At 49.9% G+C, this 17,029-nt stretch carries 26 protein-coding genes; 23 read left to right on the top strand and 3 right to left on the bottom strand.

Going from position 1 to position 17,029, the window contains the following annotated elements; translation table 11 throughout:
- Positions 1–23 precede the first annotated feature (23 nt).
- Together ACLHV9_RS14825 and ACLHV9_RS14820 are read right to left on the bottom strand one after the other, a co-directional pair.
- Positions 24–242 carry a hypothetical protein gene (locus ACLHV9_RS14825; protein WP_088728345.1) on the bottom strand — a complete coding sequence of 73 codons (219 nt, stop codon included), beginning with the start codon at positions 240–242 and terminating at the stop codon, positions 24–26.
- Positions 242–373, bottom strand: a complete 132-nt coding sequence (locus ACLHV9_RS14820; RefSeq protein WP_407220754.1) for a hypothetical protein — start codon at positions 371–373, stop codon at positions 242–244. The genes ACLHV9_RS14825 and ACLHV9_RS14820 overlap by 1 nt, the downstream gene beginning before the upstream one ends.
- Here ACLHV9_RS14820 and ACLHV9_RS14815 point away from each other — a divergent pair.
- Together ACLHV9_RS14815 and ACLHV9_RS14810 are read left to right on the top strand one after the other, a co-directional pair.
- On the top strand, positions 372–1,352 hold the full coding sequence (locus ACLHV9_RS14815; RefSeq protein ID WP_407220155.1) for an IS5-like element ISKpn26 family transposase: 981 nt from the start codon (positions 372–374) through the stop codon (positions 1,350–1,352). The genes ACLHV9_RS14820 and ACLHV9_RS14815 overlap by 2 nt on opposite strands.
- Positions 1,334–1,561 (top strand): hypothetical protein, encoded by a 228-nt coding sequence (locus ACLHV9_RS14810; protein ID WP_407220752.1) that lies wholly within the window; start codon positions 1,334–1,336, stop codon positions 1,559–1,561. The genes ACLHV9_RS14815 and ACLHV9_RS14810 overlap by 19 nt, the downstream gene beginning before the upstream one ends.
- A gap of 290 nt (positions 1,562–1,851) precedes the next feature.
- On the opposite strand, the gene ACLHV9_RS14805 is transcribed toward ACLHV9_RS14810, so the two are convergent.
- Positions 1,852–2,517 carry a LexA family protein gene (locus ACLHV9_RS14805; RefSeq protein WP_058672940.1) on the bottom strand — a complete coding sequence of 222 codons (666 nt, stop codon included), beginning with the start codon at positions 2,515–2,517 and terminating at the stop codon, positions 1,852–1,854.
- Positions 2,518–2,625: 108 nt separating this feature from the next.
- On the opposite strand from ACLHV9_RS14805, the gene ACLHV9_RS14800 reads away from it, so the two are divergent.
- The 21 genes from ACLHV9_RS14800 to ACLHV9_RS14700 all read left to right on the top strand — a co-directional run bounded on the left by ACLHV9_RS14800 (position 2,626) and on the right by ACLHV9_RS14700 (position 17,028).
- A complete protein-coding gene (locus ACLHV9_RS14800; protein ID WP_058672939.1) occupies positions 2,626–2,838 on the top strand; it encodes a helix-turn-helix transcriptional regulator in 213 nt (70 codons plus the stop codon).
- 1 nt (position 2,839) lies between these two features.
- Positions 2,840–3,049 (top strand): DUF4222 domain-containing protein, encoded by a 210-nt coding sequence (locus ACLHV9_RS14795; RefSeq protein WP_407220750.1) that lies wholly within the window; start codon positions 2,840–2,842, stop codon positions 3,047–3,049.
- On the top strand, positions 3,042–4,064 hold the full coding sequence (locus tag ACLHV9_RS14790) for a hypothetical protein (RefSeq protein WP_407220748.1): 1,023 nt from the start codon (positions 3,042–3,044) through the stop codon (positions 4,062–4,064). The genes ACLHV9_RS14795 and ACLHV9_RS14790 overlap by 8 nt, the downstream gene beginning before the upstream one ends.
- Positions 4,065–4,167: 103 nt before the next feature.
- The gene (locus tag ACLHV9_RS14785; protein ID WP_407220746.1) at positions 4,168–6,039 is read left to right on the top strand and encodes an AAA family ATPase; all 1,872 of its coding nucleotides are present in this window, start codon (positions 4,168–4,170) and stop codon (positions 6,037–6,039) included.
- 1 nt (position 6,040) lies between these two features.
- A complete protein-coding gene (locus tag ACLHV9_RS14780; RefSeq protein WP_001325077.1) occupies positions 6,041–6,352 on the top strand; it encodes a hypothetical protein in 312 nt (103 codons plus the stop codon).
- On the top strand, positions 6,349–7,164 hold the full coding sequence (locus tag ACLHV9_RS14775; protein ID WP_407220744.1) for an antitermination protein: 816 nt from the start codon (positions 6,349–6,351) through the stop codon (positions 7,162–7,164). Before ACLHV9_RS14780 ends, ACLHV9_RS14775 begins: the two co-directional genes overlap by 4 nt.
- Before the next feature lie 644 nt (positions 7,165–7,808).
- A complete protein-coding gene (locus tag ACLHV9_RS14770) occupies positions 7,809–8,204 on the top strand; it encodes a phage holin family protein (RefSeq protein WP_407220742.1) in 396 nt (131 codons plus the stop codon).
- Positions 8,191–8,472 (top strand): phage holin family protein, encoded by a 282-nt coding sequence (locus tag ACLHV9_RS14765; protein WP_407220740.1) that lies wholly within the window; start codon positions 8,191–8,193, stop codon positions 8,470–8,472. The genes ACLHV9_RS14770 and ACLHV9_RS14765 overlap by 14 nt, the downstream gene beginning before the upstream one ends.
- Positions 8,472–9,098, top strand: a complete 627-nt coding sequence (locus tag ACLHV9_RS14760; protein ID WP_407220739.1) for a glycoside hydrolase family 19 protein — start codon at positions 8,472–8,474, stop codon at positions 9,096–9,098. Before ACLHV9_RS14765 ends, ACLHV9_RS14760 begins: the two co-directional genes overlap by 1 nt.
- Before the next feature lie 7 nt (positions 9,099–9,105).
- Positions 9,106–9,375 carry a hypothetical protein gene (locus ACLHV9_RS14755; RefSeq protein WP_407220737.1) on the top strand — a complete coding sequence of 90 codons (270 nt, stop codon included), beginning with the start codon at positions 9,106–9,108 and terminating at the stop codon, positions 9,373–9,375.
- Between the two features lie 421 nt (positions 9,376–9,796).
- Complete coding sequence (locus ACLHV9_RS14750) at positions 9,797–10,024, top strand: hypothetical protein (RefSeq protein ID WP_057060355.1); 228 nt, start codon at positions 9,797–9,799, stop codon at positions 10,022–10,024.
- An 89-nt stretch (positions 10,025–10,113) separates the two neighbouring features.
- Positions 10,114–10,308 (top strand): hypothetical protein, encoded by a 195-nt coding sequence (locus ACLHV9_RS14745; protein ID WP_407220735.1) that lies wholly within the window; start codon positions 10,114–10,116, stop codon positions 10,306–10,308.
- Positions 10,309–10,331: 23 nt separating this feature from the next.
- Complete coding sequence (locus ACLHV9_RS14740) at positions 10,332–10,682, top strand: HNH endonuclease (protein WP_045281476.1); 351 nt, start codon at positions 10,332–10,334, stop codon at positions 10,680–10,682.
- A gap of 175 nt (positions 10,683–10,857) precedes the next feature.
- Entirely contained in the window at positions 10,858–11,352 is a 495-nt protein-coding gene (locus ACLHV9_RS14735; RefSeq protein WP_014071184.1) for a phage terminase small subunit P27 family, read from the top strand.
- Positions 11,349–13,082: a terminase large subunit gene (locus ACLHV9_RS14730; RefSeq protein ID WP_407220733.1), complete on the top strand. Its 1,734-nt coding sequence runs from the start codon at positions 11,349–11,351 to the stop codon at positions 13,080–13,082. The genes ACLHV9_RS14735 and ACLHV9_RS14730 overlap by 4 nt, the downstream gene beginning before the upstream one ends.
- Positions 13,083–13,093: 11 nt before the next feature.
- Positions 13,094–13,276, top strand: a complete 183-nt coding sequence (locus tag ACLHV9_RS14725; RefSeq protein WP_407220732.1) for a hypothetical protein — start codon at positions 13,094–13,096, stop codon at positions 13,274–13,276.
- On the top strand, positions 13,276–14,505 hold the full coding sequence (locus ACLHV9_RS14720; protein ID WP_407220730.1) for a phage portal protein: 1,230 nt from the start codon (positions 13,276–13,278) through the stop codon (positions 14,503–14,505). Before ACLHV9_RS14725 ends, ACLHV9_RS14720 begins: the two co-directional genes overlap by 1 nt.
- A complete protein-coding gene (locus ACLHV9_RS14715) occupies positions 14,492–15,145 on the top strand; it encodes an HK97 family phage prohead protease (RefSeq protein ID WP_407220728.1) in 654 nt (217 codons plus the stop codon). The genes ACLHV9_RS14720 and ACLHV9_RS14715 overlap by 14 nt, the downstream gene beginning before the upstream one ends.
- 14 nt (positions 15,146–15,159) lie before the next feature.
- Positions 15,160–16,368 (top strand): phage major capsid protein, encoded by a 1,209-nt coding sequence (locus tag ACLHV9_RS14710; RefSeq protein ID WP_130104466.1) that lies wholly within the window; start codon positions 15,160–15,162, stop codon positions 16,366–16,368.
- 43 nt (positions 16,369–16,411) lie between these two features.
- Positions 16,412–16,669, top strand: coding sequence for a hypothetical protein (locus tag ACLHV9_RS14705; protein WP_407220727.1), 258 nt, complete (start codon positions 16,412–16,414; stop codon positions 16,667–16,669).
- A gap of 35 nt (positions 16,670–16,704) precedes the next feature.
- On the top strand, positions 16,705–17,028 hold the full coding sequence (locus ACLHV9_RS14700; RefSeq protein WP_407220725.1) for a head-tail connector protein: 324 nt from the start codon (positions 16,705–16,707) through the stop codon (positions 17,026–17,028).
- Position 17,029 lies beyond the last annotated feature (1 nt).

Raw genomic sequence — 17,029 nt, 5'->3', positions numbered from 1 at the left:
GGTGTTTATTAATTCATTTTTATTTACAGTTTATAGGTGTCGAAGTCAGCGATGCTCTTGTTTAGTTTATCCAGTGTTTGGGCGACTAAAGTAATTAGAGCATGTTCTCTTTCTTCTTCAATGCTGGTCATTTGTTCCAAAAGAATCCATAACGAACGTTCACAGCACCGCACATCATGTGACCAGCTTAGAATCGTTTTGCTGGTTTCTTCCTTATTCAAACTCACAGTTTCGTTATTCATTATTTGTTCTCCGGCCAGTCATGACCAATATCATTGCTTAACGTGGAGAGATTTTGTTTAAGGAAGGTGCGAACAAGTTCCTGATATGAGATCATCATATTCATCCGGAGCGCATCCCAGAGGGACATCATGAGCCATCAACTCACCTTCGCCGATAGTGAATTCAGCACTAAGCGCCGTCAGACCCGAAAAGAGATTTTCCTCTCCCGCATGGAGCAGATTCTGCCATGGCAGAATATGACCGCTGTCATCGAGCCGTTTTATCCCAAGGCGGGCAATGGCCGACGGCCCTATCCGCTGGAGACCATGCTGCGTATTCACTGCATGCAGCATTGGTACAACCTGAGCGACGGTGCCATGGAAGATGCCCTGTACGAAATCGCCTCCATGCGCCTGTTTGCCCGATTATCCCTGGATAGCGCCCTGCCGGATCGCACCACCATCATGAATTTCCGCCACCTGCTCGAGCAGCATCAACTGGCCCGTCAATTGTTCAAGACCATCAATCGCTGGCTGGCCGAAGCAGGCGTCATGATGACCCAAGGCACTTTGGTGGATGCCACCATCATTGAGGCACCCAACTCTACCAAGAACAAAGAGCAGCAACGCGATCCGGAGATGCATCAGACCAAGAAAGGCAATCAGTGGCACTTTGGCATGAAGGCCCACATTGGTGTCGATGCCAAGAGTGGCCTGACCCACAGCCTGGTCACCACCGCGGCCAACGAGCATGACCTCAATCAGCTGGGTAATCTGCTTCATGGAGAGGAGCAATTTGTCTCAGCCGATGCCGGCTACCAGGGAGCGCCACAGCGCGAGGAGCTGGCCGAGGTGGATGTGGACTGGCTGATCGCCGAGCGTCCCGGCAAGGTAAAAACCTTGAAGCAGCATCCGCGCAAGAACAAAACGGCCATCAACATCGAATACATGAAAGCCAGCATCCGTGCCAGGGTGGAGCACCCGTTTCGCATCATCAAGCGGCAGTTCGGCTTCGTGAAAGCCAGATACAAGGGGCTGCTGAAAAACGATAACCAACTGGCGATGTTATTCACCCTGGCCAACCTGTTTCGGGTGGACCAAATGATACGTCAGTGGGAGAGATCTCAGTAAAAACCGGAAATAACGCCAGAAATGGTGGAAAAAATAGCCTAAATAGGCTGATTCGATGTGTTTGCGGGAAAAAAATCGGCCCAGATCCGCGAAATTTTAATCAGCGAGTCAGCTTGGGAAGAAATGACCTGCTTATTCGCACCTTCCTTAAGTTGATTTATGCAAATTTTAATGAGTGCTGCAGGCTTGTAAGCAACATCAGGGTCTGATTCTGCGTATTCGAGTGTGTTTATGACACGATCAATATCCATGGCTAATTGATGGATCTTACCGTTTTCTGATATAAGCGTTTCTATATTCATTTCATGGCTCCGTTATTTGCCGTTGAATGAATACTACAAAACGTACATGAATGTGTCTATACGCAATGTACATTATTTTTCTGAAATTGTACAAAGTGTATGAATATTAAGAGAAAATAAATTACATGGTGTATGTGAGTTTGCTGTAGAGCAAAAAAAAGACCGCATCAATTGCGGTCTTCAGTAGGAAAAGTGGGTTAATCGAAAGTATCTTCTGGCCATTGGGCTTTGACTACCCTGCCAATGATCCTGCAGTTCTCGTTGCAAGGGATGCTTTGATATCTAGGGTTTGGGTTTAGTGGTTCCAGCCACGGCTGTCCATCTTCTCGAACGAAACGTTTAAAAGTCACCTCCGAATCATTATGGATGCCAGCAACACAAAAGTCTCCTGGCTCAACATCCTCTGATGGATCCACTAGAATCAGCATCCCCTCTGGAAAGCTTGGTCTGGTTCCTGGCGGAGCTGTCATGGAATGCCCGCTTACCTCAAGCCAAAACGAGTCCGGCCCAGCTTTACTTGTGGTAGGAATCCACTGTAGTGCATCACGCTCGGTAAAAGTCCCTACGTCGGTAAATTGACCAGCTTGTACGGTTGTGAAAAGCGGGTACTCATACTGCTGCTTTACCGGTGGTAGAGTTAGATCTTCAGCGACAGTAAACGTCCCATCTGGATTTATAGAAGCGCCAGATATTCCGAGTATTTGAAATATGGCTCCAATTTCTGCTAATGATGGACTTCTCCGACCATTGAGCCAATGCCCCATCGCACCCTGAGTTACACCCATCCTCTCAGAGAGTTCTGCTTGTGTCATACCAAGCGCAGCTAGTCTGGTTTTTGCCAGTTCGTTCCAGTGTTTTTTCATGACCTAAATGATACACCTTGTGTAGTATTCCTCAATGCACAATATGTACAATTTGTTTGATTGTGTAAACTACATAATGTACATTTGATTCTCCTGCAAGGAGGAATCATGAACAACCTTAGAAAATTAAGACAGTCGCTTCATCTTACCCAGAAGGGGTTGGCTGATGAAATTGGTCAAACGATTAGTTCTATTGGTCATTACGAAACTGGTAGGCGAACTCCTGATATTAAAACATGCCATCAGTTGGTAGAGGCATTAAGCAAAAATGGGAAAAAATTGTCCATTGAAGATATTTTTCCTCCAGCCTCGGGGGGATGACATGTCGCACTCGATCACTACCGAAAGCCAAGTTAAGCCATTGGATATCGATTATCGCGATCCGCGCGGTGTGATTGTGCATGTCACCGGTTGGAGTCGGGATAAGCAGCAGGTGTACTTCACCAGGCAGAATTATCCGCATGAATGCATGCAGCCTGTCTGGAAGTTCCAACAATATTTTACGAAGGTCTCGGAGGCGCAAAATGCGTGATTACGGAAAGGTGTCTCCTCACTTCTGGATTGGCAGAACAGGCAAAGAGCTGCGTCAGGCTGGGCCAGAGTCTCAGCTTGTGGCGTTGTACCTGCTTACCAGTCCGCACGCCAATATGATCGGTCTTTATTACATGCCCCTTGCATTCCTGTCCCATGAGACTGGATTAAGCATGGAAGGGGCTAAGAAGGGGCTTAATAGCGCCATTAAAGCCGGGTTTTGTAAGTACGACGAGCATTCTGAGATGGTGTGGGTCATCGAAATGGCAACGCATCAAATCGGCGAGGCACTGAAACCCGGAGACAAGCGCTGTACTGGAGTACAGAACGAATACAACAAAGTATCGGATAACCTATTTCTTTCAGAGTTTTACGAGAAATATTCGAAGCAGTTCAATATGACTTGTCCCCGTAGTAGTGAGCTCCAGATCCCGGATGTAAATGAAGGGGCTTTAAAGGGGCTTGCAAGCCAAGAGCAGGAACAGGAGCAGGAGAAAGAACAAGATCAAACTAATTTGTCCGATTCTAATCGGACCGATGGCGATAAACCTGACGAGTTGAAAGGTCAACCTGCACAGGGAAAACCTGATTCAGACTCCGAAGGTGCTGGAGTCCCGGATCCAATCGATGCCGCTTTCGAAAATATTTTTTGGGACGCAGGTTTGAGGAAGGATGCCAAGGTAAAGGCCCGGTCCGCCTTTAAAACCAAATACCGCGAATGGAAAAAAACAAACCGAGGTACTCCGGATAGCTTCGCCGTAATGCTGGCAGAAGATATCCGCGTCCGAGCAAAGGCGCAGCAAATGGGCTTCGACAAGCTCCTTCCAGCCTCATACCTGAACGGTGAGCGCTGGAACGACGAAAAGCCACAGGTAGCCCCTCAGATATCTGCAGGCACAAACGCCGTTGGTGGGGCAGGAGCGTCCTGGTACGCCAAACCCAATGACGGTTCGGCTGAGGTATTTATCAGTCAGGCCGCAATTGACCGCATGAAACGTGGAGCTAACCGCCCATGAAAACAACCCTCAAGCGTGTCCTGGTTGCTGGTTATAACTGTGGCTTTCTGCGCGAGGGATTCGTGACGTGGTGCTTTATAAAATTTGATTTACGGAGTGTCTGATGACCCCTGCTGAACTTTCAGAAAAACTATGGGATAACGCCGAGCGCGTCGCTAAATTTCTCCTTCCGAAAGGACATCTGGAGGGGAAAGAGTGGTGTGCTGGCAATACGAACGGTGACTCAGGCAAAAGCCTCAAGGTCAATATCGGCGGTAAAAAATCATGGGCTGACTTTGCCAGCGGAGACAGTGGTGACCTGCTGGATCTCTGGGTGCTGGTGCGTAATTGCCAACTGCACGATGCAATGCGAGAAGCGAAAGAGTTCCTTGGGCTGAAGGACGACGATAACCACTTTGAGGCAAAGAAGAAGACCTTCTCTCGCCCAACCAAAAAAGGCGTTAAAAAGGCGAGTCATTGCTACGACTACCTGGCTTCCCGTGGTATCACCCGGGAGACAGCCGATCAATTCCGTGTTTCGGATGCAGTTGTCTGGTACCACGATGAAAACCGCGAAATTCCGGCAGTAGCGTTTCCGTATCTTCGCAATGGCGAGCTGTTGCAGGTAAAGCGAATCGGCACTGAACGACCAAATGGCAAAAAGTTGATCATGGCTGAGGCGGATTGCGAACCATGTCTGTTTGGCTGGCAGGCTATGGACGCGAAAGCCCGAGCTGTTGTGCTTTGCGAAGGAGAGATTGACTGTATGACCTACTCGCAATTCGGTATCAGTGCTCTATCGGTACCGTTCGGCGGGGGAAAAGGTGCCAAACAGCAGTGGATCGAATACGAGTATCACAACCTCGACCGATTCGAAGAAATTTGGTTAAGCCTCGATAACGATGATGTTGGGCGGGAAGCCGCAAAAGAAATTGCTCGCCGTCTGGGTGAGCATCGTTGCCGCCTGGTAGAGCTGCCGCACAAAGATATCAACGAATGCCTAACTGCCGGGGTGAGCGAGGATGAAATCTGGCAATACTTAGGGACCGCTAAATTCTTTGACCCTGATGAACTCTGTTCTGCGGGTGATCTCCTTCAGGAAACACTGGATGCATTCGAACATCGAGATGTTGGGTTATTTTCCAGCCCGTGGGATTCGCTGAACAGTAATTTCAAATTCCGCGCCGGAGAGCTGACGCTGGTTAACGGAGTAAACGGCCACGGAAAAACCGAGCTGGTGGGACATATCGCCGTCAATGCCATGAGCCAGGGAGTCCGGGTATGCATTGCCTCGCTGGAGCTTAAGCCTGGGAAAATGTTGGCTCGTCTTACCCGGCAAACCATTTGTAGAAAAAACCCAGAACGTACTGAAATCATCATGACTAACGAGTGGTTTTCTGATCGTCTTTGGGTGTTCAAACTCACCGGAACAGCCAAGGCCGATCGCCTGCTGGAAATATTTGCCTATGCCAGACGCCGCTATGGAATCGATCTTTTCGTTATCGACAACTTGGCAAAATGTGGACTCGATGAAGAGGACTACGGTGGACAAAAAGAATTTATCGATACCCTCTGCGACTTTAAAAACGAGCACAACTGCCATGTTCTGCTGGTAACGCATGCCAGAAAAACAAACGAAGCTGCACCAACAGGGAAAATGGATGTTAAAGGCACTGGCGCTTTAACTGACATGCCCGACAACGTTATGGCCGTCTGGCGTAATATCCCGCGCGAACTGGCGCAGCGCAAAGCTGAAAGAATGGGGTATGAGAGCCTTGATAAGGACGAACAGACTGCTATCCAAATGCCCGCTTCGATGATCCGCCTGTTGAAACAACGTGAAGGGGAAGGCTGGATCGGAGACATAGGGGCTAACTTTGATTCCCGCTCACACCAGTTTATCGAGGGTGATAAAGGGCCCTTCAATTACTTGGCCGGCAAACAGCAAAGTGAACTTGATATTGAGTGGGAAGCCACCAACGCAACGAGGTATTAAAATGGATCGCCTAATTAGAGAAATGTCGTATCTCTTTACCAAGCAGCGTTTTATGGAGCTTCAGGAAACGGCAAAAGACATCGCAATCGGTCATAGTGATTTTCCTGAGTGTTTCGGTCTTATTGCTGACGCCATCGCTGAATTTGTTGAAGACACTCCTGATGATGAGTGGCGAGAGCATGAAAAAATCCTTATGCACTACGTTGCTATGCGTGTTCTGACGCTGTGGGGTAACGGCGATAAAGTGACTGATGTCCAGTGGGCGCACCCTGGCTGGTTTGGCACTGCTGAAAAGGGGGAAACCATTCAATGAAGTTGGAAGCATCACTAAAACACTTTAGCCCTCAGGGTGTGCACATCAGCGACGACGTGAAAGGAACCTCTCCGGATCGTATCACCGGCACCGATGTTATGGCGGCCATTGGTACCACCAGCAGCCGTGCGCGCTTTGGTCTAGCTGCTTTCTTCGGCAAGTCCGGCATCAGCAAAACAGATGAACAGCTCGCAGTTCAGGCGCTGGCGCAGGTTGCTATCAAAAACGCTCCTAAAAATGTCCGCAAAGCCGCTGGCGACAAGCTCGGAGCATGCATGTTGACGCTGGCGCAGTTTGCCTTTGCTGATTACTCCCGTTCTGCGGCTACCAGCGTGACGTGTCACAGTTGCAGTGGTACCGGACGAACAACCCGCGAGCAGATTACCCGCAAGGTTTCGTACCCATGGGGTAAAGCTCCATACTGGGCCTGCCGTTCTCGTGCTGTTCGACCGTCTGACTGGGAGCAGTGGACGGAGGTAAAAGAGGTTGTGCCGGCGGTCTGTGATGCTTGCGAAGGCAAGGGAACGATCAGCGCCCGTTGTCGTTGCGGCGGTAAAGGCGAAGTGTTGGACCGCAAAGCGACCAAAGAACGTGGCGCACCGGTTTTCAAAACGTGTGAACGTTGCTCTGGTAATGGCTTCTCTGCAATCTCCTCGGCGACGGTACACCGTGCCATTCTGAAGCGTCTCCCGGACCTCCATCAGTCCTCATGGTCACGCAACTGGAAACCCTTTTATGAAATGCTGGTGGACACGCTGCGCCAGTGGGAGCGTCACGCGGCAGTAGAATTCGATAAGGCAACAACTTATTAATATGATCGGAACAAATGGCGACACTTTTTTGCACGTTAGTGTTGACTTTGCATAAAACTGTCCTGTATGCTTCTAATCGTGGAAGATACCGTCCAAACGAAATTAATCATTGAAACCCTGCCTCGGCGGGGTTTTTGCTTTTCTAAGGCTGCCAATGGGTGGCCTTTTTTGTTTCCCCTCGTTCTGAGAGGACTCATGGCGATGATGTATTGACCGCTAGAATGGATTAGTCGTAACTTATTATTGTGGTGAATCCTTTCTAAGCGAAAGGGCGTTCCAGTCAACTGCTATCTGCAGGTATGCGCGCGGCTTTGCTGACTGGGGTAGAGTCACCGGGAGGCACCCGGCACCATGACAACAACAATACAGTTTCAAATTCCTTGAGAGCCTGCCGTAAAAAGCAGGCCTTTTTTTATGAATTTGCAAACTGCTGCTACGCTTGAAATGTGTGTTGAAGGTAATTGCCTGATGGTTCTCCTGAATCGTTGTGAACCAGCCCGATACTGTCTCACTCAGGTCAGTTAGCAAGACTCACGACTACCTACCTTACTTACTAATAGTCACTCATTAGCCCGCCTTCAAAAGCGGGCTTTTTTTATTCCCCTCATCACTGAGAGGATTCACGGCAATAAGAGGGGGACTAGATGTCCGATCCTGTTTCTGGCACGACAGTAGCGGCTGGTGGTCTGATGGGGGCCAGCATGTTCGGCCTGGCAACCGGCATAGATTACGGTGTGGTGTTTGGCGCATTCGCTGGTGCGGTGTTCTACGTCGCTACGGCGGTTAATATCAGTCGCCTTAAGCTGGTGGGCTACTTCATCACCTCATTCATCTTCGGCGTTATCGGCGCTCCACTGCTTGGCTCTTACTTCTCCAAATGGACGGGGTATAGCGACAGGCCACTTGATGCGCTGGGCGCGGTAATCGTAGCCGCTATTGCTATTAAGCTGCTGACGTTCGTCAACAGTCAGGATTTGGGTAGCCTGTATGGAATTCTCTCGCGTTTACGTGGTGGAGGGGCCAGCAATGGTAACAAGTGATCCGAGTGCGATGGCAAACGCAATTATCTCTGCTGTTATCGTTATTGCACTGATGTTCTACCAGCGTGGCGGGGCGAGACATCGCCCTCTGATATCGCTGATGGCTTATTTCACGGTGCTGGTATACGCCAGCGTCCCTTTCCGTTACCTGTTCGGCCTGTACCATGAATCGCACTGGTTCGTGGTGCTGGTCAATGTCATGATCTGTGCTGCCGTTCTCTGGGCTCGGGGAAACGTGGCGCGCCTGGTTGATGCACTGAGGCACTAATGAACCAATCACAATTTCAAAAGGCGGCTGGGCTAAGCGCCGAGTTAGCTGCGCGCTGGTTTCAGCCAGTCAGTGATGCGATGAAAGAGTTTGGCATCACCAATCCGGTAGATCAGGCAATGTTCATTGCTCAGGTAGGGCATGAATCAGCTGGGTTCACTCTGCTGGTGGAGAGCTTCAACTATCGCATTGCTGGCCTTGTTAACTTCATCCGAGCAGGCCGCATCACTACTGATCAGGCAAACGCGCTTGGACGCCGCCCTGAAGAACGAACATTACCCATTGAACGGCAGCGAGCTATCGCTAACCTGGTATACAGCAAACGCATGGGGAACAATGCACCCGGCGACGGCTGGTTATATCGTGGGCGTGGGCTTATCGGCATCACGTTCCTGGATAACTACCGTGACTGCGGCAATGCCCTGAAGGTTGATCTGGTTCAGCAGCCTGAGCTGTTAGCTGAGCCCATTTATGCAGCCAGAAGCGCTGCATGGTTCTTCGCTACTAAGGGATGCCTGAACTATTCAGATAACCTGCTGCAGGTGACGAAGATTATCAACGGCGGAACGAACGGACTTGAAGATCGTCGCGCTCGCTTCGGCCAGGCCAAAACGGTACTGGTGTGAGGTTGATATGGGATTAGAAACAATCATTGGTCTTGCTGCCCTGGTCATGGCTGCTATCGCTGGTGCCTTTGGCATTGGTCATTCACGTGGCACCAGCAAAGCGGAAGCGAAAGCAGACCAGCAGCGTACTGAAGAAAAGGCTGCAGCCACTGAAGCAGTAGCCGAACGTCGGGTAGAAGCAACGAAAGAGGCCAGCAATGTACAGAAGACGGTTAACCATATGCCTGGCGACGATGTTGATCGTGAGCTGCGCACAAACTGGACCCGCAAGGGTTGAGGTAGTCGATACAGCATGTGACTGGGTAAATCCTATCTACGCAACAGATCATGACTGGGATGTACTGGATAAGCAGACTAAGCGCGACATCCTGGTGCATAACAAAGCGTGGCAGACGAACTGCCAGAAGGAGAAGCTCGAAATCAAGTAGCAAAGCGGTAAGACCGCAGCCGAAAGGCAATGCAGCAGTCATGATGCTGCCCCGAGTCGCATAATGGCGAGCCTGTGTAGTGATGGGTGAGGGTTCATATATCAAAAAAAGCTCCGGTAAAGCAGCGCGAACGCCAGACGCGCACCGGTTATAAGCGGCGATGAAGCGACAGCACCTCAAGGGCATGAGCGTGGCCACTCCGGGAAGTGGCAAAGAATGTATAGCCTCGCAATAGCGGGGCTTTCTATTACCAGAAGAAGGAGAAGAAGCATGTTAACAGTAAAAGTGATGTCGCCGGGCGGCGGCGAAGAGATTCATTGCGGCCTGAGCGTTGGCTTTAATCCCAAACAGCAGAGCATCGCGGTATCTGGAATGGACAAAAATGTTTTCCTTAAACCCGGTGAGGTCGCCTACGTGATGAACCAGAACGGGAAGACGGTATCTCGTTACGAGCATATTTCCCGTCAGGAAGTGCTGCATAACGCGGTGGAATCGTAGCCATTACAAAGCTCACCTGCTGGTGGGCATGATAATGGTTATCCCCTCTAAGGGATAAAGCACTGAATATCCCTTCTAAAGGATAAATCATGAAAAACATACCAATGTCCGTTCATCACGAAGGTAAAGACTGGTATCCGTTCAGTGTTAACTTCTCAGATAACGAAGGGCGTCAGTTCTCTTTCACCATCTACGCCATAAGCCGCGAACACGCCTCCTACGTTGTACAGGAGATACGTGAAACGGCAACGCTTGGGGATCAGATACTCAGCATTATCAAATAGTCAATTCTAGTGAGGATAGAGCGATGCCAGCACTAATCCCACGCGCGTGCAGAAAGCGTGGCTGCCCAGGCACAACCACTGACCGTTCAGGATATTGCGAAAAGCACCGCAATGAAGGTTGGCAGCAGCACCAGCAGGGTAAGAGCCGACATGAACGAGGGTATGGAAGTAAGTGGGACATCATTCGCGCACGAGTGTTAACGCGCGACAAACACATCTGCCAGAACTGCCTGCGTGGTGGACGTGTGGAGCCTGCAAAGACGGTTGACCATATCAAGGCAAAGGCACACGGCGGTACTGATGATGACTCTAACCTCGAAAGCCTCTGCTGGCCCTGCCACCGCACCAAAACAGGGCGCGAACGCATCAAATGATACTGATTATCATTACAGTGAAATGATTGCAAATGCAACTATATGCATTCAAATGATATCAATTATCATTCAGGTGGGGGGGGATCAAATCTCTGTAGCCTGCCGCCCAAAGGACCGCCGCCTCAGTCGTTTTTTTATACCCGCGAAAAATGAAATTTAACCAGGAGTGTCGCTTATGGCTGGAACGGCGGGGCGTTCCGGGCGTCGACCCAAGCCAACGGCGCGCAAGGAGCTGGCTGGCAACCCCGGAAAGCGAGCCCTGAATAAAGACGAACCGGTGTTTACCCCGATTAAGGGTGTGGCACCACCGGAGTGGTTTGAAGAGGATGATCTTCCTCTCGCAGCGATCATGTGGGAGCTGACAACAAAAGAGCTATGTGGTCAGGGGCTGCTCTGTGTTACAGACCTTGCTGTACTTGAACGCTGGTGTGTCGCTTACGAGTTCTGGCGCAGGGCCGTTAAGAATATTGCCTCGGATGGACTTTCTATCTTCGGCGCTATGGGCGGGAAAATTAAAAATCCGGAACTGACAGCCAAGAAAGAACAGGAATCGGAAATGAGCTCTACCGGTTCAATGCTTGGTCTTGATCCAAGCAGTCGTCAACGCCTGATTGGGCTCGCTGGACAGAAGAAAACCTCTAACCCCTTCCTGAAGATGATTAACTCATGAGCCGGAAATCGTACCCAAACGTTAACGCCGCGAACCAGTACGCCCGAAACGTTGTGCGGGGGAAAATTCCGGCGTGTCAGTATGTCATTGATGCCTGTCAGCGCCATATTGACGATATGGCCAGGGAAAAAAGCCGAAAATTCAGATACCGCTTTGACAAGGATATGGCGGAGAAAGCCGCGAAGTTTATTCAACTCTTGCCTCATACAAAGGGCGAATGGGCATTCAAACGGATGCCGATCACCCTGGAGCCGTGGCAATTGTTCATAGTGTGCTGTGCATTTGGTTGGGTACAGAAAGGGACTAAGCTTCGCCGGTTCCGCGAAGTCTACACTGAGATCCCGCGCAAGAATGGTAAATCCGCAATTTCTGCTGGCGTGGCGCTGTTCTGCTTCACCTGTGATAACGAATTTGGGGCCGAGGTATATTCCGGTGCCACGACAGAGAAGCAGGCATGGGAAGTTTTCAGACCAGCACGCCTGATGTGCAAGCGCACACCTCTGCTGGTGGAAGCGTTCGGCATAGAAGTAAACGCCTCTAATCTTAACCGACCGGAAGATGGAGCGCGCTTTGAACCGCTGATTGGTAATCCTGGTGACGGGGCATCACCACACTGCGCCATTGTTGACGAATACCATGAACATCCTACGGATGCTTTATATACCACCATGCTGACAGGTATGGGAGCACGGCGTCAGCCCTTGATGTGGGCGATAACGACAGCGGGATATAACATCGAAGGGCCTTGTTATGACAAGCGCCGTGAAGTGATTGAAATGCTAAATGGTACAGTCCCGAATGAAGAGCTGTTTGGCGTGATTTATACAGTGGATGAGGGTGACGACTGGACGGACCCTAAGGTCCTGGAAAAGGCAAACCCGAATATGGGGGTGTCTGTCTATCGTGATTTTCTGCTCAGCCAGCAAATACGCGCTGTGAATAATGCCCGCCAGGCAGGTGTATTTAAAACGAAGCATCTGAATATCTGGGTTGCAGCCAGAGCGGCATTTTTCAACCTGGTATCCTGGCAAGGGTGCGAGGATGAAACCCTTACCCTTGAGCAATTTGAGGGGCAGCCATGTGTCCTGGCATTTGATATGGCACGAAAGCTGGATATGAACAGCATGGTGCGTTTGTTCGCCCGGGAGATAGACGGGAAAACTCACTATTACTGCGTTGCTCCTAAATTCTGGGTTCCCTATGACACTGTTTATAGTGTTGAGAAAAACGAAGACCGCCGTACCGCCGAGCGCTTTCAGAAATGGGTTGAGCTGGGAGTATTGACAGTAACGGATGGGGCAGAGGTTGATTACCGCTACATTCTTGAAGAAGCAAAGGCGGCGAACAAACTGAACCCGGTTAGCGAGTCACCTATAGATCCGTTTGGGGCGACAGGCCTTTCACATGATCTTGCGGACGAAAAGCTTAACCCAATCACGATAACCCAGAACTATACCAACATGTCCGACCCGATGAAGGAGCTTGAGGCTGCCATTGAGTCTGGCCGTTTTCATCACGATGGGAACCCTATCATGAGCTGGTGTATCAGTAATGTGGTCGGGAAATATCTGCCAGGTAACGATGATGTGGTCAGGCCCATCAAGGAGCAGAACGAAAACAAAATCGACGGCGCGGTCGCATTGATTATGGCAATTGGTCGTTCGATGCTCTTTGAGAAAGAGGACACACTCTCCGACCGCATTGAATCTCACGGCATACGCTCACTTTAATCGAGGCGATTATGATCCTTCAAATTCTCACTCCTCTGGTTGGAGTGATGGGTGCCTTTTTGCTTTCATTTGGTGCATGGATGATTTATCAGCCAGCAGGCTATATTGCTGGTGGCATGTTGTGCATCGTCTGGTCATGGCTAATGGCTAAGTTTCTTGCCTCTCTGGCGACGAACTCTACGGGAGGTGACTGATGTTTTTCCCCGGAATGTTTGCAAAAAGTAGCCAGCCAGTAACATCACCGGCAGAACTGGCTGAAGCGGTGGGAATGACTTACGACACTTATACCGGAAAGCGTGTCAGCAGCCAGAGAGCTATGCGTCTGACGGCAGTTTTTGGGTGTGTAAGGGTTCTTGCAGAATCGATGGGGATGCTGCCATGTAACCTTTTTAAATCCTCAGGCAACACAAAACAGAAAGCAACGGGAGAGCGGCTTTATAAGCTGCTCTCAATGAAGCCTAACGACTATATGACACCGCAGGAGTTTTGGGAGCTCGTTATCGTTTGTCTTTGTCTGCGGGGAAACTTTTACGCTTACAAGGTAAAAGCTCTGGGGGAGGTAGTTGAACTACTTCCACTCGATCCGGGGTGCGTCCAACCAAAGCTAAACAGCCAGTGGCAACCAGTTTACATGGTGACTTTTCCGGATGGGTCTACAGACGTTCTTGGTCAGGATGATATCTGGCATGTAAGGACGCTGACCCTTGACGGCCTGGTCGGCCTTAATCCGGTAGCTTATGCCAGAGAGGCGATTTCTCTTGGGATGGCTACCGAAGAACACGGCGCGCGATTATTCAGTAATGGTGCGGTGACAACGGGTGTATTAAGAACCGAGCAAACTCTTAGCGATGCGGCGTATGGCCGCCTGAAAAAAGACTTTGAAGACCGCCATCTTGGATTAAGTAATGCCCACCGACCGATGATCCTTGAAATGGGGCTCGACTGGAAATCTATGGCTCTCAATGCTGAAGATAGTCAGTTCCTTGAAACAAGGAAATTCCAGCTTGAGGAGATTTGTCGCTTATTCCGAGTTCCTCTTCATCTGGTACAAAACACTGATCGCGCAACCTTCAGCAATATCGAAAACCTCGGTATTGGGTTTATCAACTATTCTCTAGTGCCTTACATGACCCGTATTGAGCAACGCATTAACGTTGGGTTGGTAAAGGAGTCAAAGCAGGGCACCTTCTACGCAAAATTCAATGCAGGCGCGCTGTTACGCGGGGATATGAAATCCCGATTCGAATCCTATGCAACCGGAATTAACTGGGGCATTTATTCGCCTAATGATTGTCGGGAACTTGAAGAACTTAACCCACGCGCAGGCGGAGATATTTACCTTACGCCAATGAACATGACGACGAAGCCGTCAGACAGCAGCAAGAACAAAACAACCGAGGAACAACATAATGCCGATGACTAAACAGCGGCTGGATATTCCGCTACAGCTAAAGTCTGTCAGCGACAGCGGGGAGTTTGAAGGCTATGGCTCTGTTTTTGGCGTAAAGGACAGCTACGATGATGTTGTTGTGCCAGGCGCTTTTTCGGGCTCCCTTCAGGCATGGAAAGAAAAGAATGCTCTCCCTGCATTACTCTGGCAGCACCGTATGGATGAACCCATCGGTATTTACACTGAGATGAAAGAGGATGAGGTCGGATTATACGTCAAGGGGCGATTGCTGATTGATGACGATCCTCTGGCAAAGCGAGCACATGCCCATATGAAGGCCGGTTCTTTAACCGGCCTTTCTATTGGTTACATACTGAAAGACTGGGAATACGACAGAACGAAAGAGGTTTTTCTCCTGAAGGAGATCGACCTCTGGGAAGTCAGCCCGGTGACGTTTCCATCAAACGATGAGGCGCGTATCAGCGATGTTAAAAGCGCTGTCGCCCGTGGTGAAACCCCATCACAGAAATGTATTGAACGAGTCCTGCGCGATGTTGGGCTCTCACGCACCCAGGCCAAAGCATTCATGGCCGGGGGCTATGGCTCACTATCCCAGCGTGATGCTGGTGATGTGGTGAGCGCACTGGATGCACTGAAAAACATCAAATTTTAATCAGGAGTTTAACTATGGCTGTTGAAATTAAAGACGTAGAGCAGGTCGCGCAGGAATTGCAGGCAAAGTTTGACGACTTCCGTTCTAAAAATGACAAGCGCATTGAGGCGCTTGAAAGTGAGAAAGGCAAGCTCGCGGGTGAAGTTGAAACTCTCAATGGGAAATTGAGTGCTCTTGATGAGCTTAAAACCTCTCTGGAAGAAGAACTGAAACAGGTTAAACGTCCTGGCGGTGGTACCCAAAGTAAGGTTGCGGGGGAACATAAAACAGCATTCATTACCTTTATGCGTAAGGGGAATGATGATGGACTTCGCGACCTGGAACGTAAAGCGTTGCAGGTAGGTGTTGATGAAGATGGCGGTTTTGCTGTTCCTGAAGAGCTGGATCGCGCCATTATTGATCTTCTGAAAGACGAAGTCGTGATGCGCCAGGAAGCGACAACAATCACAGTCGGGGGCGCAAACTATAAAAAACTGGTTAACCTCGGTGGGTCTGCTTCAGGTTGGGTAGGCGAAACCGATCCCCGTCCTGCAACTGATGCCTCCAAACTCGGTCAGATTGAGCCTTTTATGGGGGAAATCTACGGCAACCCGCAAGCCACTCAAACGATGCTGGATGACGCATTCTTCAATGTTGAAGACTGGATCAACAGCGAACTGGCGATTGAGTTTGCAGAGCAGGAAGAGATCGCCTTCACCAGCGGTAACGGGACCAAGAAACCAAAAGGTTTTCTGGCCTATGCCTCATCACTGGATGATGATAAAACCCGCGCATTCGGCACTCTTCAGCACATTCTCTCAGGCGCTACTGCTGGTTTGACTGCTGATGCGATCATCAAGCTGGTTTACACCCTGCGAAAAGTACATCGTAACGGGGCTAAGTTCATGATGAACAATAGCAGTCTGTTCGCTGCTCGAATCCTGAAAGATTCTGAAGGCAACTATCTGTGGCGTCCTGGTCTTGAGCTTGGTCAGCCTTCGACTCTGGCTGGGTATGGTGTGGCTGAGAACGAACAAATGCCTGACATTGCGGCCGATGCTAAAGCAATTGCATTCGGTAACTTCAAACGTGGTTATACCATTGTTGATCGTATTGGCACACGCATTCTCCGCGACCCGTACACCAATAAGCCATTTGTCGGCTTTTACACTACCAAGCGCACTGGTGGGATGCTGGCTGATTCCCAGGCGATTAAATTGCTCCAGATTGGTGCCGGGGCTTAATTCATCACGGGGGCGACAGCCCCCATTTTTACAGGATTAAGTTATGTTAATACTTAAAAAGAATGTTAAGTGGTACCCTGATGGCTGTCGCGTGGAAGTTGTTGCAGCTGGTTCTTATCAGGATGGTGAGTTGCCAGATCGCTTTTTAGTTATTGCGGAAGAGCTGGGGGTCATTGATACAGTTGAAGGTGGTGAAAAACAACCTGATGCTGATCAGCAGCCAGAGCAGCCAGAGCAGCCAGAGCAGCCAGAGCAGCCAGAGCAGCCAGAGCAGCCAGCTCCACAGAAATCAAAAAAATAACCCGCTGTTAGTGGGTTTTTTGTATGGAGCAAAGCATGTTTCCAACTGTTCCAGAACTCAGGCTTCAGTGTCGAATTGATAGCGATGATTCGACTGAAGATCAGATGCTATCCCTTTACCTCAAAGCCTCAGTGAAGCATTCCGAAATCATTGTTAATCGCCGCCTCTATGAGAATGAAGTGCCCGCAGAAGACCCTGATGGTTTACTGGTATCTGATGATATCAGGTTGGCTTTAATGCTTCTGGTTTCGCATTGGTATGAAAACCGTGAGCCAGTAAATATCGGGAATATCACAACCACATTGCCATTCGGGATTGAGGCAATTCTCAAGCCATACCGGATAAGTCCTGGTACGTAGG

Source organism: Enterobacter sp. CPE_E890 (assembly GCF_046521475.1).
GTDB lineage: Bacteria > Pseudomonadota > Gammaproteobacteria > Enterobacterales > Enterobacteriaceae > Enterobacter > Enterobacter adelaidei.
The sequence above is the reverse complement of the archived record's forward strand: the minus strand, read 5'-3'. Positions and strand labels throughout refer to the sequence as shown.